The sequence below is a fragment of the Mycobacterium paraense genome, from assembly GCF_002101815.1.
GTDB classification, from domain to species: domain Bacteria; phylum Actinomycetota; class Actinomycetes; order Mycobacteriales; family Mycobacteriaceae; genus Mycobacterium; species Mycobacterium paraense.
This window is the reverse complement of the sequence record NZ_LQPM01000010.1, coordinates 444,524-471,482: the sequence shown is the minus strand read 5'-3', so window position 1 is coordinate 471,482 and position 26,959 is coordinate 444,524. Positions and strand designations below refer to the sequence as shown.

Annotated in this window: 23 protein-coding genes and 2 pseudogenes; 10 read left to right on the top strand and 15 right to left on the bottom strand. The window is 68.4% G+C overall.

Annotated features, from left to right (window positions below; genetic code table 11):
• Positions 1 to 139 precede the first annotated feature (139 nt).
• From AWB89_RS11190 to AWB89_RS11165, 6 genes are read right to left on the bottom strand one after another with little or no spacing between them, the layout of a single operon-like run.
• Positions 140 to 1,249: a M24 family metallopeptidase gene (locus tag AWB89_RS11190; RefSeq protein WP_085173509.1), complete on the bottom strand. Its 1,110-nt coding sequence runs from the start codon at positions 1,247 to 1,249 to the stop codon at positions 140 to 142.
• The gene (locus AWB89_RS11185) at positions 1,239 to 2,498 is read right to left on the bottom strand and encodes a M24 family metallopeptidase (protein ID WP_085100916.1); all 1,260 of its coding nucleotides are present in this window, start codon (positions 2,496 to 2,498) and stop codon (positions 1,239 to 1,241) included. Before AWB89_RS11185 ends, AWB89_RS11190 begins: the two co-directional genes overlap by 11 nt.
• A 1-nt stretch (position 2,499) precedes the next feature.
• Positions 2,500 to 3,666, bottom strand: a complete 1,167-nt coding sequence (locus tag AWB89_RS11180; RefSeq protein WP_085173507.1) for an amidohydrolase family protein — start codon at positions 3,664 to 3,666, stop codon at positions 2,500 to 2,502.
• 10 nt (positions 3,667 to 3,676) lie between these two features.
• Positions 3,677 to 4,624: an SDR family oxidoreductase gene (locus AWB89_RS11175; RefSeq protein ID WP_085173505.1), complete on the bottom strand. Its 948-nt coding sequence runs from the start codon at positions 4,622 to 4,624 to the stop codon at positions 3,677 to 3,679.
• Positions 4,618 to 5,841 (bottom strand): cytochrome P450, encoded by a 1,224-nt coding sequence (locus tag AWB89_RS11170; protein ID WP_085100906.1) that lies wholly within the window; start codon positions 5,839 to 5,841, stop codon positions 4,618 to 4,620. The genes AWB89_RS11175 and AWB89_RS11170 overlap by 7 nt, the downstream gene beginning before the upstream one ends.
• Complete coding sequence (locus AWB89_RS11165; RefSeq protein WP_085100903.1) at positions 5,838 to 6,530, bottom strand: TetR/AcrR family transcriptional regulator; 693 nt, start codon at positions 6,528 to 6,530, stop codon at positions 5,838 to 5,840. Before AWB89_RS11165 ends, AWB89_RS11170 begins: the two co-directional genes overlap by 4 nt.
• Before the next feature lie 114 nt (positions 6,531 to 6,644).
• Between AWB89_RS11165 and AWB89_RS11160 the strand changes: the two genes are divergently transcribed.
• On the top strand, positions 6,645 to 7,121 hold the full coding sequence (locus AWB89_RS11160; RefSeq protein ID WP_085173503.1) for a nitroreductase family deazaflavin-dependent oxidoreductase: 477 nt from the start codon (positions 6,645 to 6,647) through the stop codon (positions 7,119 to 7,121).
• Positions 7,122 to 7,134: 13 nt separating this feature from the next.
• On the opposite strand, the gene AWB89_RS11155 is transcribed toward AWB89_RS11160, so the two are convergent.
• The 3 genes from AWB89_RS11155 to AWB89_RS11145 are packed head-to-tail and all read right to left on the bottom strand — an operon-like array spanning position 7,135 to position 9,808.
• Positions 7,135 to 7,677 (bottom strand): hypothetical protein, encoded by a 543-nt coding sequence (locus AWB89_RS11155; protein ID WP_085173501.1) that lies wholly within the window; start codon positions 7,675 to 7,677, stop codon positions 7,135 to 7,137.
• Positions 7,674 to 8,825, bottom strand: a complete 1,152-nt coding sequence (locus AWB89_RS11150) for a serine hydrolase domain-containing protein (RefSeq protein ID WP_372515222.1) — start codon at positions 8,823 to 8,825, stop codon at positions 7,674 to 7,676. The genes AWB89_RS11155 and AWB89_RS11150 overlap by 4 nt, the downstream gene beginning before the upstream one ends.
• 41 nt (positions 8,826 to 8,866) lie before the next feature.
• The gene (locus AWB89_RS11145; RefSeq protein WP_085173499.1) at positions 8,867 to 9,808 is read right to left on the bottom strand and encodes a LysR family transcriptional regulator; all 942 of its coding nucleotides are present in this window, start codon (positions 9,806 to 9,808) and stop codon (positions 8,867 to 8,869) included.
• Positions 9,809 to 9,955: 147 nt separating this feature from the next.
• Between AWB89_RS11145 and AWB89_RS11140 the strand changes: the two genes are divergently transcribed.
• Positions 9,956 to 11,059, top strand: coding sequence for a sulfite oxidase (locus AWB89_RS11140; protein ID WP_085173497.1), 1,104 nt, complete (start codon positions 9,956 to 9,958; stop codon positions 11,057 to 11,059).
• Between the two features lie 9 nt (positions 11,060 to 11,068).
• Here the strand turns inward: AWB89_RS11140 and AWB89_RS11135 are convergent, their stop codons facing one another.
• The 3 genes from AWB89_RS11135 to AWB89_RS11125 all read right to left on the bottom strand — a co-directional run bounded on the left by AWB89_RS11135 (position 11,069) and on the right by AWB89_RS11125 (position 13,130).
• Positions 11,069 to 11,560, bottom strand: a complete 492-nt coding sequence (locus AWB89_RS11135; RefSeq protein ID WP_085100885.1) for a DUF2231 domain-containing protein — start codon at positions 11,558 to 11,560, stop codon at positions 11,069 to 11,071.
• A gap of 34 nt (positions 11,561 to 11,594) precedes the next feature.
• The gene (locus tag AWB89_RS11130; protein WP_085173495.1) at positions 11,595 to 12,218 is read right to left on the bottom strand and encodes a hypothetical protein; all 624 of its coding nucleotides are present in this window, start codon (positions 12,216 to 12,218) and stop codon (positions 11,595 to 11,597) included.
• A 102-nt stretch (positions 12,219 to 12,320) separates the two neighbouring features.
• A complete protein-coding gene (locus AWB89_RS11125) occupies positions 12,321 to 13,130 on the bottom strand; it encodes a SigB/SigF/SigG family RNA polymerase sigma factor (protein WP_085100878.1) in 810 nt (269 codons plus the stop codon).
• A 440-nt stretch (positions 13,131 to 13,570) separates the two neighbouring features.
• On the opposite strand from AWB89_RS11125, the gene AWB89_RS11120 reads away from it, so the two are divergent.
• The 6 genes from AWB89_RS11120 (at position 13,571) to AWB89_RS11095 (ending at position 19,456) form a co-directional block, all read left to right on the top strand.
• Positions 13,571 to 14,449 carry an SDR family NAD(P)-dependent oxidoreductase gene (locus tag AWB89_RS11120; protein WP_085173493.1) on the top strand — a complete coding sequence of 293 codons (879 nt, stop codon included), beginning with the start codon at positions 13,571 to 13,573 and terminating at the stop codon, positions 14,447 to 14,449.
• Positions 14,450 to 14,488: 39 nt separating this feature from the next.
• The gene (locus tag AWB89_RS11115; protein WP_241520462.1) at positions 14,489 to 15,697 is read left to right on the top strand and encodes an FAD-dependent oxidoreductase; all 1,209 of its coding nucleotides are present in this window, start codon (positions 14,489 to 14,491) and stop codon (positions 15,695 to 15,697) included.
• A gap of 56 nt (positions 15,698 to 15,753) precedes the next feature.
• A complete protein-coding gene (locus tag AWB89_RS11110) occupies positions 15,754 to 16,323 on the top strand; it encodes a DUF4389 domain-containing protein (protein ID WP_085173591.1) in 570 nt (189 codons plus the stop codon).
• On the top strand, positions 16,320 to 16,949 hold the full coding sequence (locus tag AWB89_RS11105) for a class I SAM-dependent methyltransferase (protein WP_085173491.1): 630 nt from the start codon (positions 16,320 to 16,322) through the stop codon (positions 16,947 to 16,949). The genes AWB89_RS11110 and AWB89_RS11105 overlap by 4 nt, the downstream gene beginning before the upstream one ends.
• Positions 16,950 to 17,137: 188 nt before the next feature.
• On the top strand, positions 17,138 to 18,772 hold the full coding sequence (locus tag AWB89_RS28275; protein WP_142282500.1) for a PE family protein: 1,635 nt from the start codon (positions 17,138 to 17,140) through the stop codon (positions 18,770 to 18,772).
• Positions 18,773 to 18,997: 225 nt separating this feature from the next.
• Positions 18,998 to 19,456 carry a limonene-1,2-epoxide hydrolase family protein gene (locus AWB89_RS11095; RefSeq protein ID WP_085173589.1) on the top strand — a complete coding sequence of 153 codons (459 nt, stop codon included), beginning with the start codon at positions 18,998 to 19,000 and terminating at the stop codon, positions 19,454 to 19,456.
• Positions 19,457 to 19,509: 53 nt separating this feature from the next.
• Here AWB89_RS11095 and AWB89_RS11090 read toward each other — a convergent pair.
• Positions 19,510 to 20,815, bottom strand: a pseudogene (locus AWB89_RS11090) (IS256 family transposase).
• A 240-nt stretch (positions 20,816 to 21,055) separates the two neighbouring features.
• On the opposite strand from AWB89_RS11090, the pseudogene AWB89_RS27945 reads away from it, so the two are divergent.
• A pseudogene (locus AWB89_RS27945) lies at positions 21,056 to 21,616 on the top strand (PPE family protein); the annotation flags it as partial.
• Between the two features lie 319 nt (positions 21,617 to 21,935).
• Here AWB89_RS27945 and AWB89_RS11080 read toward each other — a convergent pair.
• Both AWB89_RS11080 and AWB89_RS11075 read right to left on the bottom strand, forming a co-directional pair.
• Positions 21,936 to 24,449, bottom strand: coding sequence for an FtsX-like permease family protein (locus AWB89_RS11080; RefSeq protein ID WP_241520461.1), 2,514 nt, complete (start codon positions 24,447 to 24,449; stop codon positions 21,936 to 21,938).
• Positions 24,446 to 25,144 carry an ABC transporter ATP-binding protein gene (locus tag AWB89_RS11075; protein WP_085173585.1) on the bottom strand — a complete coding sequence of 233 codons (699 nt, stop codon included), beginning with the start codon at positions 25,142 to 25,144 and terminating at the stop codon, positions 24,446 to 24,448. The genes AWB89_RS11080 and AWB89_RS11075 overlap by 4 nt, the downstream gene beginning before the upstream one ends.
• Before the next feature lie 390 nt (positions 25,145 to 25,534).
• Between AWB89_RS11075 and AWB89_RS11070 the strand changes: the two genes are divergently transcribed.
• Positions 25,535 to 26,935, top strand: a complete 1,401-nt coding sequence (locus tag AWB89_RS11070; RefSeq protein WP_085173489.1) for a WS/DGAT/MGAT family O-acyltransferase — start codon at positions 25,535 to 25,537, stop codon at positions 26,933 to 26,935.
• Positions 26,936 to 26,959 lie beyond the last annotated feature (24 nt).

Below are 26,959 nucleotides of genomic sequence, written 5' to 3'. Positions count from 1 at the left end.
CTCGACCGCGGCCAACCCCGCACCAACACCTACCACCACCCCGAAAAACTCCTCCACCCCGACAACAACGACGACGAAGACGAAGGCAAAGGCGCGCAGGCAGCGTCCTAGCGCGGCCGGCGGTGCGCGTGTCTAGCGGTCAGCTGGGATCGCTGGTCAGCACCTCGGCGCCGTCGTCGGTGATGTGGACGGTATCGCGGCGGACCACCGCCCCGATGCCTTCCTGCCACACGTAACCGCTGATCGCGAGCACCATACCGGCTTCCAGACGGTCGAGTTCGCCTGCGGCCGAGAGGGTTTGAGAGACGACCGGCGGATCGAAACCTAGCCCCAAGCCGTGCGCGACCGGCATGGGCGGCAGCGGCTCACCGGCCTCCTCGTAGGCGGCCAGCAGTCCGGTCGTGGAAGCTCCGGGACGGCAGGCCGCGAGCATTTTGTCGAACAACGCATCCGAACGCGCGAACAGCTCGCGCGTCGAACCGTTCACGCAATCGCCTGCCTGCCAAGTCCTGCCCACCTCGGCGACATACCCGTCGGCCAGCGCACCCGCCGCCAAGGCGACGAGATCACCAGGACCCACCTTGCCCCGGCCGCGCTGCCACGGGTGCTCCCGCGAAGTCACCCAGGCGACGTCCTGGGTGGCCGGCGTGCTGACCCCGCCGGCGGCCATGGCCTCCAGCGCGGCACCGGCCAGCGTCTGCTCGGAGACGCCCGGCCGTAACTCCGCCACGGCGGCGGCAAGTCCCTTTTCCGCGACGCGGAGCGCTGGACCCATCGCAGCGATCTCATCGGCTGTCTTGACGCGGCGGGCGGTCCGCATGGCCGGCTCGCCGTCGACCAGTTCGGCGTTGGGGAACGCCTCGGGCAGCAACGTCGCGAAAGTCGGTGTGATGGCGTCTGTTCCGACCCTGCGCGCCGTCGCCGCGCCGTCGATGTGCTTGAGCACCTCGATGAGCGTCATCGGGTTCCAGGCCAGACCGTACAGGTGATCCCGACCGATCTCGTCGGGGACGCCCTCGTCGTCGGTGCTGTTGAGGTAGATCTCCCCGGTGGCGCGCACGACGACGCACATCGGGCCGAACGGTCGCGTCCCGGCTATCCACAGCTGCGGGGCGCCGGTGACGTAGCGAATGTTGGCTTGCCGCCCCAGCACCAGGATGTCGAGGTCGTGCGCCTCCATCTGTGCCAGCGCCCGCTCGCGACGCCCCGTCCGCAACGACAGCGAATCGGGCGAAACCTCAGTCGCCATAGGGGGAGTCGCCATAGGGGGAGTAGGGGTAGTCGGTGATCGGCGTATAGCCGTCTTCGGTGATCACCACAATCTCCTCACTGCGGTAGCCGCCGGTGCCGTCCTCCCACACCACGGGTTCCAGCACGAGCGCCATGCCGGGCGGGAAGACGAAGTTGTCGTCGAATTCCTCGCCGAGATCCGTTCCGATCATCGGCGCCTCGGCGGGGTAGGTGCCGATGCCGTGCCCCAGGTAGAAGTGCGGCAGCCACGGCTTGCGACCGCCGTTGGCGGCGATCGCCGCGCGCGCCAGATCCCCCGACGTGACACCGGCTTTCGTCACTGCGAGCACTTCGTCCAGGATGGCGCGCCAGCGCCGGAACTGGTCGTGCTGTCGCGGCGAGGGTGTGTCGCCGACCAACCAGGTCCGCCCGAAATCCGAGCAGTAGCCGCCGTAGCTGATGCTGATGTCCGTCCACAGCACGTCGCCGGCGGCCAGCTCCCGGGCGGTGGGAAGCAGGGGCAACGCGAGGTCGCCGTGGGTCGTCCACACACCGGCTTCCCGCGAGCTGGGCATCACCTGCCAGATGGCCTCGAGCATGTTGGTGGTGGCGCCGAGCTCGAACGCGCGCCGAACCAGCTTGGCCGACAGGTCTATCTGGCGGACGCCGGGCGCCAAGGCCCGCTGCACATCGGCCATCGCCTGCTCGGTGATGCGGCACGCGCGGCGCAGGCACGAGATCTCGTCGCGCGTCTTGACCAACTGCGCCGCGCCGACCACGATCGCCGCATCCGACGGCGGCCCGGCGGGAAACAGGGTGTCGCCCGCCCGCCGCATCGCACCCGTGAGCTCGTCGACGGCCACGGCCGCACCCGGCGGTATCAGGTCGGCCAGCTGCCGCGCGAAATCCCGGACGCCCTGGTCGAATTCGAGGTAGACCGGCCCGTGCAGATGATCGTCGGGAACCGGCGGACCGGACGATTCGGGGAACGCCCCGCCGCGGAATGGCATGAACAGATGCGGGTGCTGGTCATCGGCCAGCACCACGGCCACCGGGCGCTCCACGTGCGAGAGGCCCGCGTCCAGCAGCGGCCAACTGGTACCGGTGGCATACCCGACGTAGCCGTTCATCAGCAGGACGAGGGCGTCGACACCGTGGTCCGCCATCGCGGCCCGCAGGCGCGCGCCGGTCTCGGCGCGCAACCGCGCCCAGTTCGGCTCGTCGGGAATCTCGAAGACCGAGCCGCGGGCGGTGAGTGAGTTGGTCATCCTAAACGCCCAGAAACGCCTTGACGTTGCCGCTTACGACGCGGACGGCGTCCTCCGGGCCGACGGCGTCGACGACCGCGGCCAGCGATCGCTCCGAGTACCCGAAGGTGCTCTCGTTGTGCGGATAATCCGATGACCACATCACCTTGTCGATTCCGATCTCCTCGATTTGATCGAGCCCCAGCCCGTCGACCATGAACGACGCGCACATGTGCTGGTTCCAGTAATGCCGGATGTCGTGCTTCGGATGGCCTTTGAGCATGTGCCGGTAGGAGGCCAGGACGTGCTCGGCGTCCTGCAGAGCCGGTGGCACCCAAGCGATTCCGCCCTCGAACCAGCCGACACGCAACCCGGGATGCCGGTCGAGGATGCCGCCGAAGATGTACTTGGAGAACATCTCCCGGAACGAGTCGATGTTGACCATCATGGCGACCGCCACGCTGTTGACCTCGCTCGGGCACTTGGGCTGGCTTTCGCCGATGTGGTGGGTGACCGGCAGCCCGGCCTCCTCGATCTCGTCCCACACGGCGCTCATCGCCGCGCTGGAGAAGTCGATGACGTGGCCGTTGTCGTCATTGCCGGGGTTCAGCGGCATCAGAAAGGTCTTGAGCCCCAACGCCTTCAGCTCGGCCAGGGTACGGCGGGTGCCGCGCGCGTCCCACCAGTTGATCAGGCCGACCCCGTAGCAGTGGCCGTTCGAGGCCTCTTGCACTGCGGCGATGTGTTCGTTGTAGATGCGCAGAATGCGTTCGCGCAGGTCCTTATCGGGGTAGTGGAACAGGGCCAGCACCGCGTTGGGGAACACCAGTTCCTTGTCGACCCCGTCTTCGGCGAGTTCGCGGACGCGGGCGTCGATGTTGCTGGAGACGGCGCCGGCCAGGTCGTCGTACTGCATGAGCACCGCGCTGAAATCGCCGACCACCATGGACTGCCCCGGACGGCCGAGCAAGTAAGCGCCGTCCTCGTACCAGATCCGCGGCGCGTACTCCTTCAGGTCGTCCGGGAAGTGCTCGTAGAAGATGTCGTCGGCCACCGAGATGTGGTTGTCGGCCGAGAACACCTCCGTCCCGGCGGGCAGGCCCGTCACCGAGCCCGCGGCGTGACCGCGGCGGTGCTTGGGCGCCCCGATCACGCCCTCCGGGTACAGGGTGCGGGCTTGGCCTGACATCAGAGTCCCTTCATTGGGGATACCTGACCCCGGTGAGCTGTTCGGAAAGCTGCCACAGGCGCTCCATGTCGCCCTGACTGCGCGCCAGGCTGGGCACCGACGCGAAAGTGACGCCGCCCCCGGCGGTTTCGTAGAAGCCCCGCGGGCCGTAGTACCTGCCACCTTCGGCGCCGGGGGATACCGCCGCATACAACGACGGCTTGATCCCCTCGTCGACGTCGAGCCACATGAACGGCACGAGCCGCCAGGTCAGCCGGGTGAGCCGCGCCTGCAACGTCGGCTTGTCGCGGCCGTAGGAGGCGCCGCTGAGCAGGTTGGTCTTGCTCAAGCCCGGGTGCGCGGCGTTCGACGTCACGCCCCAGCCGCCGCGGCGGCTGCGCCGATCCAATTCGATTGCGAACATGAGTTGCGCCAGCTTGCCCATTCCGTAGGAGCGCATGGGTTTGTAGCCATGCTGCGCGTTGGGGTCGGTGAAGTCGAGACCGCGTTGCGTCGCGGCGATGCTGCCGACGGTCACCACGCGCGCGCCCCCCGCCCCGCGCAGCAGCGGCAGCAGGTGCCCGGTCAGCGCGAAATGGCCCAGATGGTTGGTGCCGAACTGCAATTCGAAGCCGTCCCGCGTTTCCTGGCGCTGGGGCGGTGTCATGACGCCGGCGTTGTTGATCAGGATGTCGACCGGGCGGCCCTCCGCGGCCAGCTCCTCAGCGAACGCCGCCACGCTCTTCAGCGACGACAGGTCCAGATGCCTGATGGCCAGCTTGGCCGCCGGCGCGTCCCGTCGGATCTCGGCGATCGCGGCTTCGCCCTTGGTCCGGCAGCGGATCGCCAGCACGACGTCGGCGCCCCCGGCCGCCAACCGTTTCGCGACACCCAGCCCCAGGCCGCTATTGGCTCCGGTCACGACCGCGAACCTGCCGGACAGGTCCGGCACGTCCAGGGTCAGGGCGGGCTTCACCATGTCACGGGGAGCTCGTAGACGCCGTACGCCAACGAGTCGTGCTTGAACGGCAGCTCCTCGAGCGGGACCGCCAACCGCAGCGTCGGGATGCGGCGCAGCAGGGTTGGCAGCACGATCTGCAGTTCCATCCGGGCCAGTTGCTGACCCACGCATTGGTGGCGGCCGTAGCCGAAGCCGACATGCGCGCCGTCCTCGCGGCCCAGGTCCAGGCGCTCCGGGTGCGGGAATTGGCGGGGATCCCAGTTCGCCGGCGCGACGTCGAGGATGATGCCCTCGCCGGCCCGGATGGTCTCCCCGCCCACCTCGATGTCCTCGACGGCGATGCGTCGCTGACCGGTCTGGATGATGCTGAGGTAGCGCATCAATTCCTCGACCGCGGTCGCGATCGTCTTCGGGTCGTCGGCCTCGCGCAGCACCGCCCGCTGATCGGGGTGCTCGAGCAGCGCCGCCACGCTCAGGCTCAGCATGTTCGCGGTGGTTTCGTGCCCGGCGATCAGCACGCCGAGCGCCAGTTGGGTGGCCTCGCGCACGCTGAGCTCTTCGGCGTTGACCCGCTCCGCCAGATCGGACACCAGATCCTCCGAGGGATCTTCCATCTTGGCGCGGATCAGCTTGGCGATGTATTTGGCCAACGAGGCGGCGCCCTGAGCCGTGTCCTCCTCGGTCGCGTAGCGCCCGGTGCCGCGTTGCGCTTGCTCCTGGAAGAAATCGGCGTCCTCGTAGGGCACACCCAGCAATTGGCTGATGACGAGCGAGGGGACCGGCAGCGCGACGGCGCTCACGACGTCGCCGGGGTTGGGGCCGGCCAGCAGGGCATCGATGCGATCGTCGGCGATCTTCTGCACCGCCGGCCGCAGCCCTTCGACGCGCTTGAAGGTGAACGGCTTGGACAGCATCCGCCGGAATCGGGTGTGCTCTTCGGCGTCGGACGTGAACACCGAGCGCGGCCTTTTGTGGACCGTCGCCAGCATCCCTTCGTTCCAGTGCGGATAACCCGGCAGCCGGTCGTCGACGCTGGTGCGCGAGTCGGTGAACAGCGCCCGTATCGCGTCGTAGCCGTGGATCAGCCAGGGCGTGCTCCCGTCCCAGATCCGCACCCGGCTCAGCTGCCTGTCGGCGTTGAGCGCCAACGCCTCCGGCGGCGGAGCGAAGGGGCAACCGGGCGCCCGCGTCATCGGGAAGTCGGGGATCTCGGTGGCGGTCGAGGTCTCGGTCATCGTCCTCCTCGGGTCTCATGTGCCGCGCCCACATGGACCGGAGCCCGCCACAGGCCGACGATCGCGTCGATCAGCCCCTCGCCGGCCACGGGCCAGCTCGACCGCGCCCGCGGCCCGTGCTCGGCCAGGGCGCCCTCGTGCTCGGCGCAGGTATGCATCAACAGGTTGCGGACCATCACGATGCGCTCGAACCGCACGCGCTTGGGCAGCTCGGGCAGGCAGCGGGTGATCCCGTCGATCGTCTGCACCAACCGCGGCGACGTCAGCGCGTCCTTGGTGACGACGTGGCGATAGGTCGGGTCGGCCATCGCCTGGGCGGCGAACCGCGCGTACCAGCTGGGGGTGCCGAGGGCGGCCAGGTGATCGGTCAGCGGCCGCACCAAGGTGCCCACCCAGTCCCGTAGTTCGGTCGAATCGCCCACGTCGGCAAGCATTTGCGCGCGCAGCTCCTCGATCGGCTCGCGATGCTTGCTTTCGATGGCCCGGAGCAGGTCGGTCCTGGTGCCGAAGTGGTAGCAGGCCGCGGCGTTGTTGCCCTGCCCGGCGGCCTCGCTGATCTGCCGGTTGGACACCGCGTACATGCCGCGCTCGGCGAACAGCACCTCGGCGGCCGACAGGATCGCCTCCCGGGTGCCGGTCGCCCTGTCGGAGCGAGCCATCCGCTCAGCGGTCATCGCCTCAGTGAACACTGCGGCAATCTTTAAATCAAGCCATTTATTTAATGGCGCCACCAATGGCGGGCGTCATCTCGCACGCTCGGCAGCCGCCGCGCCGAAAGCGCCGGGGCCGAATAGAGTACGGCTGTGAATCCGCTGCAGCGGGCGGCGCGCAACCCGACCGCCTACCGCTGGTTGGTGCTTCGGGGGCGACCGATGGCCCAAGGGACCGAAGCGCTGCTCCGCTTCGCGACCAAGGGTCGCCTCGGTGTCCTGGACCTGACCGGGCTGCCCAACGTGCAGGTCACCACGTCGGGGCGGAAAACGGGCCTGGCCCGCACCGCCACCGTGCAATGTGTGCCCACCGAGGACGGGTTGCTGGTCGTCGGATCCAACTGGGGTCTGCCCCGCCACCCGTCGTGGTCGGCGAATCTCAAAGCGACAGAACGGGTCACCGTTCGCAGGCGGGGCCACCGGTTCACCGCGAAGGTGCGGTTGCTCACCGGGGAAGAACGCGCCAGGGCATGGGCCACCGCGCTCACGCACTGGCCCAACTATCAGATCGCCCAAGACCGCGCCGGCGGGCGCCCGTTTCGGCTGTTCCTTTTGACGCCGGAGTCGTAAGAGTCGTAGCCGCTCAGCCGGCGAGGCCCCTCTTGATCGCCGCGTCCTGCTTGGTGCCGACGTCGGCCACGAAATCCGGCGCCACGAGGTCGTCGGGCGGGCCGTCGAATTCCAGCTCCGCGAACGCCCTGCCCTCGGTGAACAGCAGCACGGTGACGCCCCTGGAGCCGTCCGGCGAGGGGCCCGAGATCGTGGTCCCGCCGGCCCCGACGGCGATCGGATCGGGCACGCCGTGGACGTAACCGTCGGTTGTCGCCTTCGCCGATTCGAGCGCGCGGGTCGCGGCGGCGGGGTCCGGCAGGATCTGGATGCTGTCGACGATGACGCGGGTGCGGTCGCGGTCGCTGAATGTCGTCGTGGCGCCCGGCTGACCGTTCGGGTTGTTGATCGCGGGCGCGGCGGTGAACGCTTGGGGCGCAACCAGATCGCTCGCGCGGATCAACAACCCGGTGTAGTCGGTCGGCTGGGCGAGGGCCGCCGGCGCCGCCACCGGCAGCGGCAAAATCACCGCCGCGATCGCCGCCGGAAGGCCCCGGGCGGCAGGGGATGCCCTCACGCCGCGGACCCGAGCGCGGCGAAGATCAGTTCCCCGTAGGTCGCCATCCGGTCCGAACCGAGAACGCCCGGCCCCATCTTGTTCATCACGTAGGACACGGTGGTTTGGCGGTCGGGCCACGCCAGCACCATCGAGCCGCCCCAGCCACCCCAGAAGCAGATCCTCTCGTCGGGGACATAGGGGAGCGCCTCGGGCTGCGGAAGCGCGTATCCCAGGCCCCAGCGCAGCGGCGCGGGCAGCACCAGGTCGAGGCCGCTGGCCTGCTCCTCGAAGATTTTCTCGACGGTCTCGGGCCTGAGCAGTCGAACTCCGCGGGCCTTGCCGCCCAACGAAATCACCGACAGGATCGCCGCCAGGGAGCGGGCGTTGCCGTGGCCGTTCAGGGCGCCCATGTCGGCGTCGCGCCAGGCCGGCGTGTTGGCGGCGTCGGCGTTGGGCGCCGGACCAATGAAGGTTTTGCGCATCGGGCTGTCCTCGGGCAGCTGGTCGAGGGGCAACTCGAGGGGCGGCGGCGGGATGATTTCGGCGATGCGGTCGTAATCGGCGGGCACAGCACCGATTTGGAAATCCGCGCCGAGCGGGCGGGCGATCTCGTCGCGCACGAACTCCTTGAGCGTATGCCCGGTGACGCGCCGTATCACCTCGCCGATGAGGTGGCCCTGATTGTGGGCGTGATAGCCCGAGGCGGTTCCCGGTTCCCACCACGGCGCCTGGGCCGCCAGCGCCGCCGTCGCCCCGTCCCAGTCGTACATGTCCTCGGTCGCGAAGGGTAACTCCCAGCCGGAAACGCCGGAGGTATGCGACAGGATGTGGCGAATCTCGATGTCCTGCTTGCCGTTTGCGGCGAACTCGGGCCAATACTCGGCCACCGGCGCGGTGGGCTCGATCAGGCCGCGGTCGATGACCATCAGCGCGGCCAGGCTGGTGACCGTCTTCGTGGAGGACCACACGTTGACGATGGTGTCCTCGGCCCAGGGCCTGGTGCGTGCGGCGTCCGCGTGGCCGCCCCAGATGTCGACGACGCTTTCGCCGCCGATGTCGATGGTGATGCACGCGCCAACCTCTTCGCCGGAGGCGATGTTGTCGGCCAGCGCCGCTCGGACCGCGTCGAAACGCGCGTCGCAATGGCCGATGACGTCCGTCACCACGAACGGAACATAGGGGACGAACGGGGCCGTGGGCAAGGGAGCTAGCGGGCCGCGGGGCCGGTGATATGCGTGAGCAGGTCCCGGGCCACCCCGGCGGCCGGTGCGCGCCCACCCACCCAGATGGCCCGCAGTTGGCGTCTCAAGTCCAATTGGGTGATCGGCACCGTCCGCAACCGTCCGATCGCCAGGTCGTCGGCGACCGCCAGCCCGCTCATCACCGCGGGCCCCGCTCCCGCCGCCACCGCGGCGCGCACCGCGGCGGCGGAGGACAGTTCGAGGACCGGATGCGCTTGCTGGGAGGACTCGCCCAACGCCCGGCGCAGCGCCGCGGTCAGCGCGTCGCGCGTCCCGGATCCCGGTTCGCGGGTCACCAGCGGCGTCCGACTCAGTTCCGCCGCGGTGATCGGTCGCTGCCGGACTGCCCATTTGTGGTCGGGTGGCACGATCAGTACGAGTTCGTCATGCGCGACCACCTTGCTGCGCAACTCTTTTGGCAAGTGGGGTGTCTCGATGAAGCCGAGATCGGCCTTTCCGTGGCGCACGGCGGTGATCGCCTGGTCGCTGTTGGTGGCGGTCATGATGACCTCGGGCGCGGTGGCGCCCAACCGACTCGCCGCGACCTGGAGGGACACCAGCCAGCGCGGCATGAGTTGTTCGGCGATCGTGAGGCTGGCCACCACCTTGACTCGCTTGCGTCTTTCGGCTCGCAGTGAGGCTAATCCGGCGTCCACATACTGCGCCACGTCGAGCAACCGATCCGCCCACTCCGCGACGACGACTCCCGCCGGTGTGAGTTGCGAACCGCGTGGTGTCCGAACGACGAGGGCGATCCCGGTCTGGGCCTCGATCGAGGCCAGTCGCGCCGAAACCGCCTGCTGCGTCAGGCCGAATTCCCGGCCCGCGGCCGCGAGGCTGCCGGTCCGGGCGATGGCCAGGAAGATCTCGAACGCCGACAGGTTGGGTATGTGACTGCTGAGCGGCATGACGGTCCTCCGGGTACAAGGCGGCCTTGGGGGTACCCACAAGTAAAGCTTGTGACCCCACAAAACTCACCCCGCTAGCCGCGGCCCCTCGCGGGAGGGACGATTCCTGATATCGCCGGCAGAGGAGGAAGCGTGACAATAAGCGCCATGACGCCGACCACGGCATTGTGGGGTAAACGCGACGACATGATCGTGCGTGCGCACTTTCCCTACAACGCCGAACCGCCGCCCGCGGTGCTGGCCGACGGCGGCATCACCCCGATCGACGCGTTCTACGCGCGCAATCACGGGCGGTTCCCCGACACGGCGCCGCAGGATTGGAGGCTCGCGGTGAACGGGCGGGTCAACAAACCGCTCACCGTGACGTACGAGCAGCTGACCACCGATTTCGAGCAACACGAGGTGGTGGCGACGCTGGCATGCGCGGGCAATCGGCGCGCCGAGCTGCTGCGGATCCGGCCGATACCCGGCAAAGAGCCATGGGCGCACGGGGCGATCTCGACCGCGAGGTGGCGCGGTGTCCGGCTGGCCGACGTCCTGGCGGCCGCGGGAGCGCACCACGACGACGGTCTGCACGTGGCCTTCGAAGCATCGGACATCGCCGAGGAGGCGACGCCCGCGCAGCCCTACGGCAGCTCCATCCCGCTGAGCAAGGCAATGTCACAGGAAGTCCTGCTCGCGTGGCAGATGAACTCCGAGCCCCTCCCGCGCGTCCACGGTGGTCCGGTGCGGGTGGTGGTGCCCGGCTACATCGGCGCACGCAGCGTCAAGTGGGTCTCCGCCGTCACCGTGCAACCGGGCCCGTCGCAGAACTACTTCCAGGCGCGCGACTACCGCATCCTGCCGTCGGACGCCGACCCCGACGCCGCGGCCGCGGGGGAGGGCATCTCGCTGTCGCCCCTGGCGCTCAACTGCGACATCCTCGACCCCGCCGACGGCGACCGGGTGCCACGCGGTCCCTTGACCATCCGCGGCTACGGCATCGCCGGCGACGGTCGCAGCGTCGAGCGCGTCGACGTGTCGCTCGACGACGGGCTCACCTGGCGGCAGGCCGACCTGCATCCGGCGCTCAGTAAATGGTCGTGGCGGCCGTGGTCGCTGGTCGTCGACGTCGCGCCGGGACCGTTGCGCATCACCGCCCGCGCCTGGGACGAGACCGGTGCCGCGCAGCCGGAATCCGCGGCGTCGCTGTGGAACCCGCGGGGCTACGGCAACAACTCGTGGGCACGCGTCGCATTGAGTGTGCGATGACGCGAGTCGCTAGGTCCCGTTGGACTTCTTGAGGCGCGCGATCTCGCCTCCCCATACCGACTGGGCGCCCGCGTCACCGGTGCGGTAGACCTGCACCATCGACGAGACGCTCACGGCGAGAACGATTATCGCGACGACGACGTGGGTGATCACCCGGCGCTTGTCGGATCGGCGTTCGATGAAACGCAGCGCGACCAACCCGACCGCGACCACCAGCAGGGCGGCGGCGAAGTACACCATCGTGCTGCCGCGCTCGGCATGTTCCTGCAGGATCGGGCTGGGCTTTTTCCTCAGGTCATAGAGCCATTCGCCGGCGTTGATGGTGATGGGCGTTATCACCATTGTGGCGACGGCCATCAACACCGTGAGCCACAGCAGCGGGCCCCGCCGGGCGGCCGGCCACCAGCCACAGACGATTTCCAGCAATGCCGTGAGCGGCACGAACACCACCACCAGATGCAGCCACAGCGCGTGCGCCGGCAGACCGTTGACGACGTTCATAAACCCCCTCGGCTCTTCGCGACGGGCGCGCGGCTCAGCCGCCCAGCCCCTTCTTGACGGCCGCCTGCTGCTTCTGCGCCACGTCGGTGACGAAGTCCTGGGGCGGTAGCGACTCGACCGGTCCGTCGAACTCCAGCGTGACCAACGCCCTGCCCTCAGTGAACAGCAAGACGAGAACGCCCTTGGAGTTGTCCGGCGAGTTCCCGGTCAGCGTCGTTCCGCCGGTTCCGACGTTGAATGGCTCGGTCTTCGGATTCTTGACGCTGTTGCCCTGATTACCCTTGGCCGCGTTCAGCGCGTTCGTGGCGGCCGCGGGGTCCGGGAAGACCTGGATCGTGTCCTTGATGACGTGGCTGTTGTCCTGGGTGCTGAAGATTGTCGCGACGCCCGGCTGGCCGTTGGGATTGTTCGTCGGCGGGCTGCCCGTGAACTGGATCGGCGCGTCGATGTCGCTCGCCTGGATCAACAGCGCGGTGTAGTCGCTCGCCGGCGCGGGCGCCGGCGCCGACGATTTCGGCGCCGAGCTGCTGGTATTCGAGGCGGGACCGGATGTGCCCGACTGCGACGTGGACGCCTGCTTACTGCCGCAGCCGGCCACCGATACCGTCAGCGCCGTCGCCGCCGCGATCCCCGCGAGCACCGTCCGAGAAACCCTCATCGCATCGCGCTCCTTCCAGGCTGACTCCGGCGACACAGTCGACTCGTTTCCGAATCGCACAGTACATCGCCCGGTGTCAGCGGACGTTGCGGCGGCGGCGAGTCACTCCAGCTGGTCGCGCAGGCAACGCAGGGTGTTGGCCAGGATGCGAGAGACTTGCATCTGCGACACGCCGATTCGCTCGGCGATCTGGCTTTGGGTCATCGATTCGAAGAACCGCATGTGCAGCACCTGACGTTCCCGCTCGGGGAGCGCGCCCACCAGTGCTCGCACCGCCTCGCGGTTGGTGATGTGCTCGATTTGCGGATCGATGCCGCCCACCGCGTCGGCCACCAACCGGGGTTTGCCCGAGTCGTCGGCGCCCAGCGGCGCGTCCAGCGAGTCGAGCCGATAGGCGTCGCCCGCGACGAGGCATTCGACGATTTCCTCCCGGGGCACTTCCAGCACCTGAGCCAGCTCGCCGGCGGTGGGCGCGCGGCCCAGCTTTTGCGCCAAATCGCTTGTCGTCCGGCTGATTTGGACGTGCAGCTCGCGCAGCCGGCGCGGCACGCGCATGCCCCAGCTGTAATCGCGGAAGTAACGCCGAACCTCGCCCATCATGGTGGGAACCGCGAACCCGATGAAGCTGGGTCCCTTGTCGGGATCAAATCGGTTGACGGCGTTCATCAACCCCAGGCGGGCGACCTGGACCAGGTCGTCGAGACCCTCGCCGCGGCGGGCGAAGTGGCTGGCCACATGGTCGGCCAGGGGCAGGCATCTCGCAACGATGCGTTCGCGCTGCCGGCAGTACTCGTGGGACTCGCCCGGCATCCGGCGCAGCGCAATGAACATCTCGACGACGTCGTCGTAGGAATCGTCCGTTTGTGTGCTGGCTGACCGGGTGGGGCGGGTAGGAGTCGCGACGTCGGTCATCGGTCGAATCGCGTCGCACCGACGCAACTCGCAGTGAAAAGATAAGCGCACGAATAGGTTTGCATGTTGGCCCACTCCCTATGGGTCACGCGCGGCGAGGCATCGCAACTCTGCGCACAGTCGCCTCCACCACACTTGTATCCGCAGGACGAGTCGATGATCAGCGCACGTAGCGACAACGGGGGAAGGGTGACGGTGCTGATATCGCCGGAGCCACGTCAAGCCCAACAGCCGTGGGGGCTGATTGACCGCTTTGAGCTAAACGGCGACATGTCCAGAACGGACTTCACTCCCGACTATACGCCCCGCCGCGCGAACCCGCGATGTCGCTCGCATAACGGTCCGACGGTTGGCTTCGCTGAACGAAGGTCTCCGGGAGCGTCCGCCGCTGGTCCGATACGGGTTTCTCTTTCCCTCGTCGCGGCAGTACCGTTCGCCCCATGAACCTGCTGGACGGCCGCGGTGTGGTGGTGTCCGGAGGCAGCCGCGGCATCGGTCGTGCGGTGGCCGAACTGCTATGCGAGCTCGGGGCCGGCGTCGTCGTCAACGGCCGCGACGCCGATGCCGTGGGTGAGACGGTCGCGGCGATCGCCGAATCCGGGGGCCGCGTCACCCCGGTGGTCGGAGCCGCGGACGACGAACGCGTGGCCGGCGGGCTCATCGCCGAATGCCTGAAATCCTTCGGGCGGTTGGATGCCCTGATCAATTGCGCCGGGATCGCCGAGCCCCCGGGTTCGTCGATCCTGAACATCTCGCCGGCGGAATTCGACCACCTGATCGGCGCGCACCTCGGTACGGCGTTTCACACCAGCCGGGTCGCGGCCCGTGTCATGGCCGCCCAAGGACACGGGGCGATCGTCAACACCGGTTCGGTCGCCTTTCTCGGCGACTACGGCGGGACCGGCTACCCCGCGGGCAAAGGCGCCGTCAACGCGCTGACGATGGCCATCGCGGCGGAACTGAAGCCCTACGGTGTGCGGGCCAACGTGGTGTGTCCCGGCGCGCGGACGCGGCTCTCCACCGGCGCCGAGTACGAGCAACACATCGAGGACCTGTATCGCCGCGGCCTGCTCGACGAGATGACGATGCGGGCCTCGCTGGACAGCGCGCCGGCCGCGTTCGTGGCCCCGCTCTACGCCTATCTCGCCGGCGACTTATCCCGCGACGTGACGGGTCAAATCCTCGTCGCCGCGGGCGGATTCGTCGGGAGCTTCGACCGGCCGACGCCGCGCGTCCTGGCGTACCGCGACCACCACGACGCCGAACCCTGGTCGGTCGAGGACCTGCACACGATGATCGGCACGCCGGCGCCCACCTGACCTTTGAACCCATCGACCGACCGCTACGTATCCACTGGAGTGACGAGCGGCGGGGCCATTCGCATCCTGGTTGTCGGCGCCGGCGTGAGCGGCATTGCGGTGGCGCGGGGACTGCTGCGGGACGGTCACGACGTCACGGTCTTCGACCGGCGCGACGACACCCGCGCCGGCGGCGGCGCGGTGACCATCTGGTCCAACGGCTCGGCGGTGCTGCGACAGCTGGGCGTCGACATGGACGGCGCCGGCCAGGTGCTTTCCCGGGTGCAGGTCGTGACATCCCGCGGGCGCCGGCTGGCGACCCTGGACGTGACCGCGATGGTGGACCGGCTGGGCGCTCCCGTTCGGATGGTTCCCCGTCGCGTCCTGCTGGAACGATTGTTGGACGGCTTTCCGATCGATCGGATCCGGTGCAACGCGCGCGCGGTGGGCGCCGTCGCGACGTCCGACGGCGCGGAGGTCGAATTCGAAGACGGCAGCGTGGCCCGGGGCGACCTGGCGATCGGCGCCGATGGTCTGCACTCGATCCTGCGGGGCGTGGTCGGCGCGCCCGCCGCCCAGCCAACCGGCTGGTGCAGCTGGCAGGGACTCGTCGCCATTCCCGAGCTCGCCGACTCCCGCGTGGCGATGATCGCCATCGGCGCAGGGGGAAACGTCGGCGTGTGGCCGGCCGGCGGTGGCGAAGTGCAGTGGTGGTTCGACCTGCCGTGGTCCCGGGACTTCGTCAGGCCGCCGCGCCCGCTCGACGTCCTCCGGTCCACGTTCACTGGGTGGTCCGAGACCGTCGACCTCGTCCTGGGCAGGCTGACCGCCGACGACCTGGCGGGCTCGCCGTATCCGCATTTCCGGCACCCCGTCGGCGGCGCGCTGCCCCCGGGTCCGCTGACGCTGCTCGGCGACGCCGCCCACACCATGCCGCCTACCCTGGCCCAGGGAACCAACCAGGCGCTGCTCGACACCATGGTGCTGTGCAGGGCCCTGTCGCAGGTCCGCAACGACGCAGAGGAGGTTTCCCGCGCGCTGCGCCGATACGAGAGGACCCGGCGACGCCGCGTCGCGGCCGTGTCGCGGGTGGCCGGGCTGCAGGTGGCCCACGCCGAGTCCGTGCTGCGGCCCGCGGCGTTCATCCCGGACCGGCTGCACACCCGGATGCTGACCGCGTTCCTGGGCGCGACGAGTCACCGCCGGATGTCGGCGGAGATCGAGCGCGGCCTCGCCGCCACCACCCCGATCGCGATGGCGCGCCGGTGAACGCGGCCGAAGCCCCCGTCCTCACCGCGGTTCGCCACGCCGACGGGCCCGTGCGGGTGCGCGGGGACCTCGACGCGCCGTCGCGCAAGCGATGGCTCGTCAAGTGGTGCGTGCTGGCCGTTCCGCACTACCCGATATTGATATTTCTGTATTTGGTGTATCCGCTGCTGACGATCGCCGCCGGCCTCGCGATCCTGTGCACGGGGCGCTACCCGCGCCCGATCTTCGACTTCAACGTGGGGGTGCTGCGCTGGTCCTGGCGGGTGATGAATTACCGATTCCCGATGAACAGCACCGACAAGTACCCGCCTTTCACGCTGGCGCCGCGGCCCGACTACCCCGGCGACCTGGCGGTCGACTATCCCGAGCGGCTTTCCAGGCCGGCCGTACTGGTGAAGTGGTGGCTACTGGGACTCCCGCAGATAATGCTGTGTTGGGCGATGGAGCCGCTGTTGCAGGTGCTGTGCGTCATCTCGGCGGCCTGGTTGTTGTGCACGGGGTCCATCAACCCCGGCATGTTCGACCTCCTGATGGGGATCGTTCGGTGGCGCTACCGGGTGGCAGCGTATGTATCGTTGATGTCTGACGAATATCCACCGTTTCGACTGGATTTAGGTGGTCGATAACGCGCGAAAACCCTTTGTTCCCTTATATCTATCGGTTTGGACAGCCGATTTTCGACCGGCTTTTCTACAACCGATATCGTCGCGCGGCGATCGCACACGCGACCGGCCGGCTGCTCATGGTCGGCCTGGGCCCGGGAACGGACCTGAAGTTCGTGCCGCCCGCCGTGACGGCGGTCACCGCCGTGGAGCCGGTGGCCGCGTTCCGGCGGATGGCGTCGCGCCTTGCCATCCGCCACGGCATCGACGTCGAGGTCGTCGACGGCACCGGTGAGCGAATTCCCTTCCCCGACAACAGTTTCGACTCGGTCCACATCGGTCTGGTGCTGTGCTCGGTCGACGACGTTGCCGCCACGCTGCGGGAGATCCGGCGCGTCCTCGTGCCCGGAGGCAGGCTGGTGGTCCTCGAGCACGTCCGCGGCGAGGGTGTGACGGGCCGGCTCCAGGACCTCGTCGCGGGGCCGTGGTCGTGGTTGGCCGCCGGCTGTCATCCGAACCGCCGGACGGTGGACGCCATCGCCGCGGCGGGCTTCGACACGACGGGGCTGCGCCGCGTGCGGACCCCGGTCCCCTTCCCGTGCAAGCCGCATCTGCAAGGCTTCGCCACCGCAATCGAAAGCAACGCTTGAATTTTGCGGATGCGCACTCTTCGCATCGGGGCTAGGCCGCCCCTGTGTTGAGTTGTACGCTGGTCGAATAGCCCGGTGAGCGCCGCGCGGCGTCCGGGACTTGCCCCCACCGGTGGTGGCCCATCGAGCGCCTCACCTGATGCAGGTCAGGTGATCGGTTCGCGGAATCGGGCGATCGGGGTGACAACATGACATTTGTAATCGCAGCACCGGATTTGGTGACGGCGGCGGCCACGGACCTGGAAAACATCGGGTCGAATATCGGCGCCGCGAGCTCGGCGGCGGCGGGCTCCACGACGGCGTTGCTGCCCGCGGCCCAGGACGAGGTCTCGGCGGCGATCGCGTCGTTGTTTGGCCTGCACGGCAAGATGTTTCAGGCGTTGAGCGCCCAGGCCGCGGCGTTTCACCAGCAGTTTGTGCAGGCCCTGAACGCCGCCGCGGGGGCGTACGCGAGCACCGAGGCGGCCGGCATCCCGTCGTTGCAGGCGGCCCCGACCCTCACCGGCGTCGCGACCGCGCTGCAGAACGGCGGCGCCGCGCTGGCACCCGGGCTGCTGGCGCCGGCTGCGGGCACCGGGCTCGCCTCGATCGCCGGCCCCTACGAAACGCTGTTCGCCAACACGGCCGCCAACCTGCGAACGCTCGAGGCTGCCATCGCGGCCAATCCGGCGCCGTTCCTGCGCCAGTTCCTGCTCAACCAAATCGGCTACGCGCGGGAGATCGCCGCAGGAGCTCAATACGTGCTCCAGAATCTTCCCGCCGTGCTGGCCAATCTGCCGGCGAACATCCGGGCGGCTGTGCAGGCGCTGCTCGCCTTCAATCCGGTGCCGGTCATCCAGCAGTTCATCGCCCAGCAGATCACCTACGCCCAGATCCTCGCGACCTCCCTGCAGAACGCGGCCCATGACTTCGTCGTCGGCCTGGAGCAGTTGCCGGCGGCCTTCCAGTCCGCCGTCCAGGCCCTCATGGCGGGCAACGTCGGCGGCGCGGTAAGCGACATCGCGCAGGGCTTCCTGGGTCTGTTCGTCAGCGGTGTGGACGTCACGACCACCGGCGATCCCCTCGTCCCGCCCGGGCTCGCCATCAGCGTCGTCCCGACGGGGACGTTGGGAGACCTGTTACCCACCCTCACCATTCCCGGGATGATGGCGCAGAACTTCACCAACCTGCTGCCACCGGGTTCCATTCCGGCGCAGGTCTCGCAGAACTTCACCAACGTGATCGATACGCTCACGAACACGTCCATCAACGCCAACGCTCTACTCGGGCTCGGGACGTCCGGTCTCAGCGCCACTCTGACGACTGACATCGGGCTGCCGGCGGCGCTTCTCATCGACGCGTTCGGCGCGCCGGTCAACGCCTTCGACGCCCTGTCGGCAAGCGCAGCGCAATTCGCCGGCGACCTGCAAACGGGCAACCTGACCGGCGCGATCGCCACCCTCATCGACGCTCCGGCCGTCGTCACCAACGGCTTCCTCAACGGGGAGACGAGCTTGCCGCTGTCACTTGACCTGCCGGCGTTCAGCACGAACCTCGGCAACAGCGTCCTGTTGGGCACGCTGTCGTTCACGAACGGCACCGCCAACATCAACATTCCGCTGGATGGCCTTCTCGTGCCGCAAACCCCGATCACCGCGACAATCACCGGAACCGCGACAGGCACCGGTTTGGCGATCTCGGCGAGCAACATCGCCGCCGCTCTCGTCAACAGCCAAATCCCGCTGAACGTCGACGTCCTCGGCACGCCGACCAGCGGGCTCATCACCGCCCTGCTGGTCTACGCGCCCGAGCAACTGGCCCTGGCGATCACGCCTCCCGGGTAATCCGTTGAAGAGGAATTGTCAAGACTTGTGGATTTGGGTCAGGTGTGGGCGTTCGAAGGTTTGCCTTTGTGCCAATGAGCGCTGGCGCGCACCGACGCGACGAGCTCGGGAACATCGACCCTGTGTCTCAGCGGGCTTGTGCGGCGTCGATCGGCTTGTTGGTGATGGGGATTCCGGACTTGAGCGGGCTTGACACGTGACCAGCAACCGAGTTGCATGACCGCCATGACTGAAGCTTCCACGATCGCGGAACGCGAGGTTGTACTCGGCATGTGGCGGGCGCTTTCCCGGCGCGATTGGGATGCAATCAAGACTTTTCTCTCCGCGGATTGTCTCTACGTCGATATGCCGATTCCCGCGTTGGCGGCGCGCGGTCCCGATGACATCGTGAAGCGGCTCAGGCTATTGGTGGACCAGCTCGCTGGTTACGAGGGTCACGACGGCGTGCTGGTGTCAAACGGTTCCGACGTCATGTATGAGCATTCGGAAACTTGGATGTTCCCGTCGGGTGAGCAAGGCCTGCTGAAGGTCGTCACCGTACACAAGGTCGTCGACGGGAAAATCACTCTCTGGAAAGACTATTGGAATATGGCCACGCTCATGAGCTTCGCACCTGCCAACTACTTCGAAAGTTTCGGCACTGGCGATATGTCGTGGGTTCTCGACGCTACTAACCTGATCTGAGCCACTAGGCCGACGACCCGGAGGGACAGTCAATGCCCTGCGGATTGAGTATTTCAGGCGACCTCCTCGGTTGATTGGTTCGGTTCGGCGGCCGGGGTGATGTCGGTCGGCCGTTCCAGCAGCTTGCCTTTGTGGAAGACGGCGCCGGCTCGGACGAGGGCGACCAGTTCGGGGCCGTTGACTTTGCGCCAGCGGGCTTGTGCGGCGTCGATGAGCTTGTAGGCCATGGCAATTCCGGCTGCGCGTGATCCGGGGCCCTTGGTGACGCGTTGGCGCAGCCGCACGGTGGCAAAGGGTTGATTCGATGGGGTTGGTAGTGCGCAGGTGGATCCAGTGCTCGGCGGGGTATTTGTAGAACTCCAGCAGGACGTCGAGGTCGTCGGTGATCTTGGCCACCGCCTTGGGATACTTGGCGCCGTAGTCGGCCTCGAAGGCCTTGACCGCGACCTGGGCGTGGTCGATATCCTCGGCGTTGTAGATCTCGCGCCTCGCCGCGGTCGCGCCACCGTGTGCTGACTTCGGTAGCGCGGCAAGCACATTGGCTTGTCTGTGGAACCAGCAGCGCTGCTCGCGGGTATCCGGGAGCACCTCCCGTACGGCCTTCCAGAAACCCAGGGCACCATCGCCGACCGCGAGCACCGGTGCGGTCATGCCGCGGCGGCGACAATCGCGCAGCAGATCAGCCCAGGACTCGGTCGATTCCCGGAAGCCGTCGGCCAAAGCGACGAGTTCCTTGCGACCATCAGCACGGACCCCGATCATCACCAGCAGGCAAAGTTTCTGCTGATCGAGCCGGACTTTGAGGTGGATGCCGTCCACCCACAGATAGACGTAATCGGTGCTGCACAGATCACGCTGGCCAAAGGCGCGCGCCTCGTCTTGCCACTGCGCGGTTAGCCGAGTAATCGAGGTCGCCGACAGCCCCGCACCGGCGCCCAGGAAGTGCTCCAGCGCCGGGCCGAAATCCCCACTGGACAGCCCATGCAGATACAGCAGCGGCAACACCTCGGTCATCTGCGGCGACTTACGCGCCCACGCCGGCAAAATCGCGGACGAAAACCGGCACCGCTCACCGGTGTCAACATCGGTGCGCTTGTCGTTGACCCGCGGAGCCTTGACCGGCACGGCACCAGCAGAAGTGAGCACGCTCCGCTCGTCGTGATAGCCGTTGCGCACCACCAGACGATGCCCGTTCTCATCGACCTGATCGGTGAACTGCGCGATATAGGCCGCGACTTCGGCCTCCAGCGCCGCCGCAAGCATCTGCCGGGCGCCGTCGCGGACGATCTCATCGAGCAACGACCGGCCTGAACCGGCGTTGTCGTTGGACTCATCGACGTCGTGAACTACCGTGAGCATGGGCGTACCTTCCCAACTAGCGCGCCAACGCCGGTCCTTGATCAGACAAACGGACTTCAGATCATCCTCGGGAAGGTGCGCCCATTCACGACGCCCCGCCGAGGCTCATCCACAGGTTCTGATCATTGCTCTCCGTTGAACTTTCGGGGCGCGTATTTCGTGTAGTCCTAGACGCTGCGCGTTGTCGGCGACCACCGCGCCGACGCGATCGTCGCGGCCCGCAGGGAAGGGACTGTGGTCATGAATTTTTCGGTGCTGGCGCCTGAAATCAATTCGGCGCGGATGTTCGCCGGCGCGGGTTCCACTCCTATGTTGGGAGCGGCCGCCGCTTGGGACGCGTTGGCCTCCGAGCTGGGGTCCGCGGCGTCGTCGTTTTCCTCGGTCACTTCGGGGCTGACCGGCCAGGCGTGGCAGGGCCCGGCGTCGGCGGCGATGGCGGCCGCGGCGGCCCCGTACGCGGGGTGGCTGAGTGCGGCGGCGAGCCAGGCGACCGGGGCGGCCGGCCAGGCCCGGGCGGTGGCCGGCGCGTACGAGGCCGCGCGGGCCGCGACGGTGCATCCGCTGGAGGTGGCGGCCAACCGAAACGGGTTGGTGCAGTTGATCATGTCGAACCTGTTCGGACAGAACGCGCCGGCGATCGCGGCCGCCGAGGCCGACTACGAGCGGATGTGGGCCCAGGACGTGGCCGCGATGGCCGGCTACCACGCCGGGGCCTCCGCCGCCGCCGCGCAGCTGCCGCAGTGGCAGCAGTCGGTGCATGGTTTGGCGACCCGGCTGGCCTCGGCGCTGGGCCTCAGCCCGGTCACCAACCCGGTGCCCGGCGACCCGGACTTCATGAGCCAAACGAGTGGGTTCGCGGGCTTGCTAACGAACACCTCCATCGCCGACCCCGACGACAACAACTTCGTCGGGACGACGTTCAGCAGCCCGCTCTTCACGGCCGCGGTCACCTCCGGCGCCGAGCCCACGCTAGGCCTGGGGGCGCCCGGCCAGACGATCCTGACGTTCCAGAGCCCGGTAGCCCCGTTCCTGAACAGCTCGATCGCCCTTCCGGTGACCGACCCGTTGGCACCGCTGTTCACCGCGCTGCTGCCGCTGGGCTTCTGAACCTTCCCGCGATCTAGTCGACGCTGACGGCTTCGATGATGTTGAGCCGAGCCGCACGCCGGGCCGGCGGCAGCGACCCGAGCAAGCTGATCGCCAGCGCGCCGAGGCAGAACGCGAACGCCGTCCAGCTGGGGCGGAACGCGACCTGGAAGTTCATCATGTCCCCGCTGACGAGGCTGAACAGCCACTGGTCCGCGCCGCCGAACGCGAGTCCGAGCACGCCGCCGACGACCCCGATGCCCGTCGCCTCGGCCAGCACCATCCGCAAGGTGAACCGGCGGCTGGATCCCATGGCCCGCAGCACGCCGAGTTCCCGACGCCGTTCCAGCACCGACAGGGTCAACGTGTTGAGCAGCGCCACCGCCGCGACGCACACGACGATGATCCACACCGCATTCGCGATGAACATGCTCTGCCGCATCGGGGCCTCGAGGCCCGCCAGCTTGGCCCGACCGCCGTACACATAGTCGGGCGATGGCACCACGCGGCGGACGTCGGCCAGCAGGCGATCGGGGTCCACGCCCGGCCCGGCGGCGATCTCGAGGGTCGTCGTGACCGGGCGGTCGAACCAGGACCGCATGTCATCGAGGCTCATCCCGACCGTCCCGATGACGGTCGAGAAGTACGGCACGAGGGCCAGCACCGTCGCCTGCCGCGCGCCGTGCGGCGTTTGCATCCGCAATGGGTCGCCGACCCGCACGTGCAGGGTCTTGCCCAGGTTCTGTGAGAGCACCACACCACGACCGGCAAGCAGCTGGTCGCGCACCGGGGCGTCGAGCGCCCGGTAGAGCGGATCGGCGGTACCGGAGGAGAAGCCGTCGAGCATGACGCGAGTGCCGCCGACCTCGGCGAACCCGAGCGCGCCCTCGGTGACGCGCCGCACCCCCGGCAGCGCCGCAATTTTGCCCGAAAGGCCTTGCGGCAGAGCGTCGGTGGGATAGCTGTCGGGCGAGTTCGCGCTCACCCAGACGGGCACGTCGACGACCGGGGCGAAGACGTCCCGCGCGGAGCGGATCATGTCGGCGTTGGTGCCGGTGATCGTGATGGTGGTGACCACGGCGATGAGCACCGTCATCACCGTCGCCCACACCCGTCGCGGCGCCCGCTCGATGGTCGCGGCCGCGAGCGCCCCGACGGCCCCGAAGACGCGGGCCGCGGCGGCAGTGGCGTTGACGATGGGCACGGTGAGCGCGAAGCCGAGCGCGATTTCGGCGGAGAACACCGCCGACACCGCGACAAAAGCCAGGGCGCCACGCTGGGTGAGCACGACCCCGATGGACAGCCCGAAAACCGCGACGGCCGCCACCCCACTGGTGATCCGCAGCCACCGCGGCACCCGGTCGGCGGTTGAGACCCCCACGGGCGCCAACGCCTCGATGGGCGCGACCTTGTACACCTGCCGGGCGGCCATCGCCGAGGCCGCCACGCTGGTCAGCGCGGTCACCGCGACCGCGGCGGGGATGGCGTAGCCGGGCAGCCAGTATTCGATGCGCGCTTCCAGGCCCTGGGTCATCGCCGGGGGCAACCGGCCAATCGCGATGCGGCCCAGCGCGATTCCGATGGCCGAGCCAATGGCCCCGCCGATGATGCCGAGTATCGCCGCCTCCGCCAGCATGTCGCGGACGATGGTGGCGCGGCGCCCGCCGATGGCGCGCAACAACGAGATGATCGGCCGGCGCTGGGTGATCGCCATTGTCATCGTGGTGTAGATCAGGAACGCGCCGACCATCAGCGCGACCATGGCGCCCATGAGGGCCATGTAGTTCATCAGCTTGACGCCGTCACCGGCGCAGGTGGCCCGCATGCCGGGGTCGGCGACGATGGCCCGGCCGCTCACCGCGCGGTCGACGGCGGCGCGCACCTGGGCGAGATCGGCGCCGGGCTTGGCGGTGATCAGGATCGAGTCGAGCTGGCCCTGTCGCCCGGTGACGTTCTGCGCCAAGGCAAGTGGGGCCAGTACATAATGGCCGCCGTTGAGGGCGGCGGCCTGCTCGCCCGTGAGCACCTCGCTGACCGTCACCGAGGCGGTACCGAGTTGGAACGTCGCGCCTTTGGGGTGGCCGGTGCCGGGTCCGACCCGGACGGCGTTCGCGGCGGGCGGTCCGGCGGGTCCGCTTTTCGGGTCGTTCTTCAGCGCGTCCTTGAGTGCGCCGCCCAGGGCGGCGAGGCGGTCGTCGGCGCCGAACAGCAGGACTGGCCCCGACGAGGTGGACACCGTCGTCCGGATCATCGGCGCCGCGGTCGCGACGCCGGGAACCGCGGCCACGTCGGCGGCGATCGCGTCGGGAAACCCGGCGTCGGTGATCCCCGACACCTCCAGCGAGGCGACGCCCGCGATCCCGTCGGCGAGCCGGTCGACCGATCCGGTGATCGAGCCGAAGATGCCGAACACCGCGACCAGATACATGGCCGACGCCGCCATCACCGCGATCGACGCGATCGTGCGGCGGCGGTGCACCTTGAGCTCCCGCAGGCTGAACAGGCGCAGCCGGCTCGCCGCCGCACCGATCGCGGCGCCCGGTGTCACACCGGGACCGCCGACCGCTCGTCGGAACCGATCCGCCCGTCCTGCAACGCGATCACCCGATCGGTCGCGTCCGCGGCCTCCGCGTTGTGGGTCACCATCACCACCAGCCGCCCGCGGCCGGGCTCGTGCGCCACCTCGCCGAGCAGGCCCAAAATCGACGCGCCCGTTGCGGAGTCGAGGTTCCCGGTCGGTTCGTCGGCGAGGATCAGCGGCGGGTCCATCATCAGGGCGCGCGCCACGGCGACCCGCTGCATCTGGCCGCCGGACAACTCGGCGGGCCGGTGGTCTATCCGGTTGCCGAGCCCGACGCGGTCCAGGAGCCGGGTCGCGTCCGGTTTGGCCTTGCCCAGCCGGACGCCGTCGAGCAGCTTGGGTACCGCGACGTTCTCCCACGCCGACAGCGTTGGCAACAGGTTGAAGAACTGGAAGATGAAGCCCACCTGGCGATGACGGAAGACGGACTGCTGCTCATCGCTGAGCCGGCCGATCTCCTCGCCCTCGAAGGTGATCGACCCGGAATCGGGGGAGTCCAGCGCGCCGAGCAGGTGCAGCAGGGTGCTCTTGCCCGCCCCGGACGGCCCGACGACCGACAGGAAGTGCCCGCCCTCCAGCCGCAGGCTGATCTCGTCGAGCGCGCGCACCGTTTGACCGCCGACCCGGTACTCGCGCACCACATCGCGGAGCTCGATGGTCAGTGGGCCGCGCCCCGCGGGATTGTCGGTGTCGATGCGTCTGAACATGGTCCTCCCGCGCGTCCGCACTCGTCAGCGCGCGGCCGCCCCCACGCAGACCGTGCCGCCAAGGCGCTGATATCCGAGATAACGAGACCGCGCCGCGGTCGGTTCATCGTGCGCAGGTTTAACCGTCGCGGCGTTTGGGGAAATCCGACGGTTCTGGCGGGGGGCGCAATCGCACCCGCGGGAACCGTTGCGTCCCGTTTCGGAGCGGGATCGGCGAAATAACATCGCGGTCATCAACAATTAACGCGAAAAGATTTGTTAAGCAGTGGCTTTCAACTTTTTCGCTACCTAAACTCTGTGGGGTTAGGGCGGGGGATTTAGAGGTCACTAGTCGAGCAGGCGGCTATGGAACGACTAAGCGGACTTGACGCATTCTTTCTCTATCTGGAGACTCCGACGCAGCCGTTGAACGTGTGTTGCATTTTGGAGTTGGACACCTCGACCATGCCGGGCGGCTATACCTACGGCCGCTTGCGCTCCGCGGTGGCCAAACGCGTGTCCGCGATGCCGGAATTCCGGATGAAGCTGGCCGACACGCAACTCAACCTGGATCACCCGGTGTGGGTGGATGACGAAGACTTCCAGCTGCGGCGCCACCTGCGCCGCGTCGGGGTGCCGGCGCCCGGGGGGCGCCGCGAACTGGCCGACATCTGCGGCTATATCGCGGGGCTGCCGCTGGACCGCGATCGCCCGCTCTGGGAGATGTGGGTGCTCGAAGGCGCCGCCCGCCCGGACGCGGTGGCGGTGCTGCTCAAGGTCCATCACGCCGTGGTCGACGGGGTGGCCGGCGCGAACCTGCTCGCCCAGCTGTGCAGCGTGGCGCCCGATGCGCCGCCCCCGGAGCCCGTGCGCGGCGCCGGTGGCGGCAACGCTTTGCGCATTGCCGCGAGCGGACTGCTCGGGTTCGCCTTGCGGCCGTTGCGGCTTGCGACCGTGGTCCCGGCGACGATGCTGACCTTGGCGCAGACCGCGCTTCGCGCGCGCGACGGGCGCACCATGGCCGCGCCGTTCTCCGCGCCGCCCACCCCCTTCAACGGCGCCGTCACCCGGCTCCGGAACATCGCCTACACACAGTTGGACATGCGCGACGTCAAGCGGGTCAAGGATCGGTTCGGGGTGACGGTCAACGATGTCGTGGTGGCGCTGTGCGCGGGGGTGCTGCGGCGTTTCCTGCTCGAACGCGGGGAGTTGCCCGACCAGCCGCTGGTGGCGACCGTGCCGGTGTCGGTGCGCAACAAGTCGCAGCGGCCCGGCCGCAATCAGACCACCTGGATGTTCTGTCGGGTGGAAAGCCAAATCGCCGATCCGGCCGAACGCATCCGCACGATCGCGGCGGGCAATGCCGCCGCGAAAGACCACACGGCGGCGATCGGTCCCACGCTGCTGCACGACTGGACGCAGTTCGGCGGACCCACGATGTTCGGTGCGGCCATGCGGATCCTGCCGCGCATCCCGATATCGCACAGCCCGGCGTACAACATGATCCTGTCGAACGTGCCCGGCCCCCAGACCGAGTTGTATTTCCTCGGGTGCCACGTCGACGCCATGTACCCGATGGGCCCGATCATCGGCAGCGCCGGGCTCAACATCACCGTGATGTCGCTGGGCGGTGAACTCGGCATCGGCATCATCGCCTGCCCCGACCTGCTGCCGGACTTGTGGGATATCGCCGACGCGTTCCCCGATGCGCTCAAGGAGCTACTCGAATGCGCCGACGTCCGGCCGCAAGAGAGCTGTCCGCGATAATTCCCGCCGGGCCGAGCGCCCGGT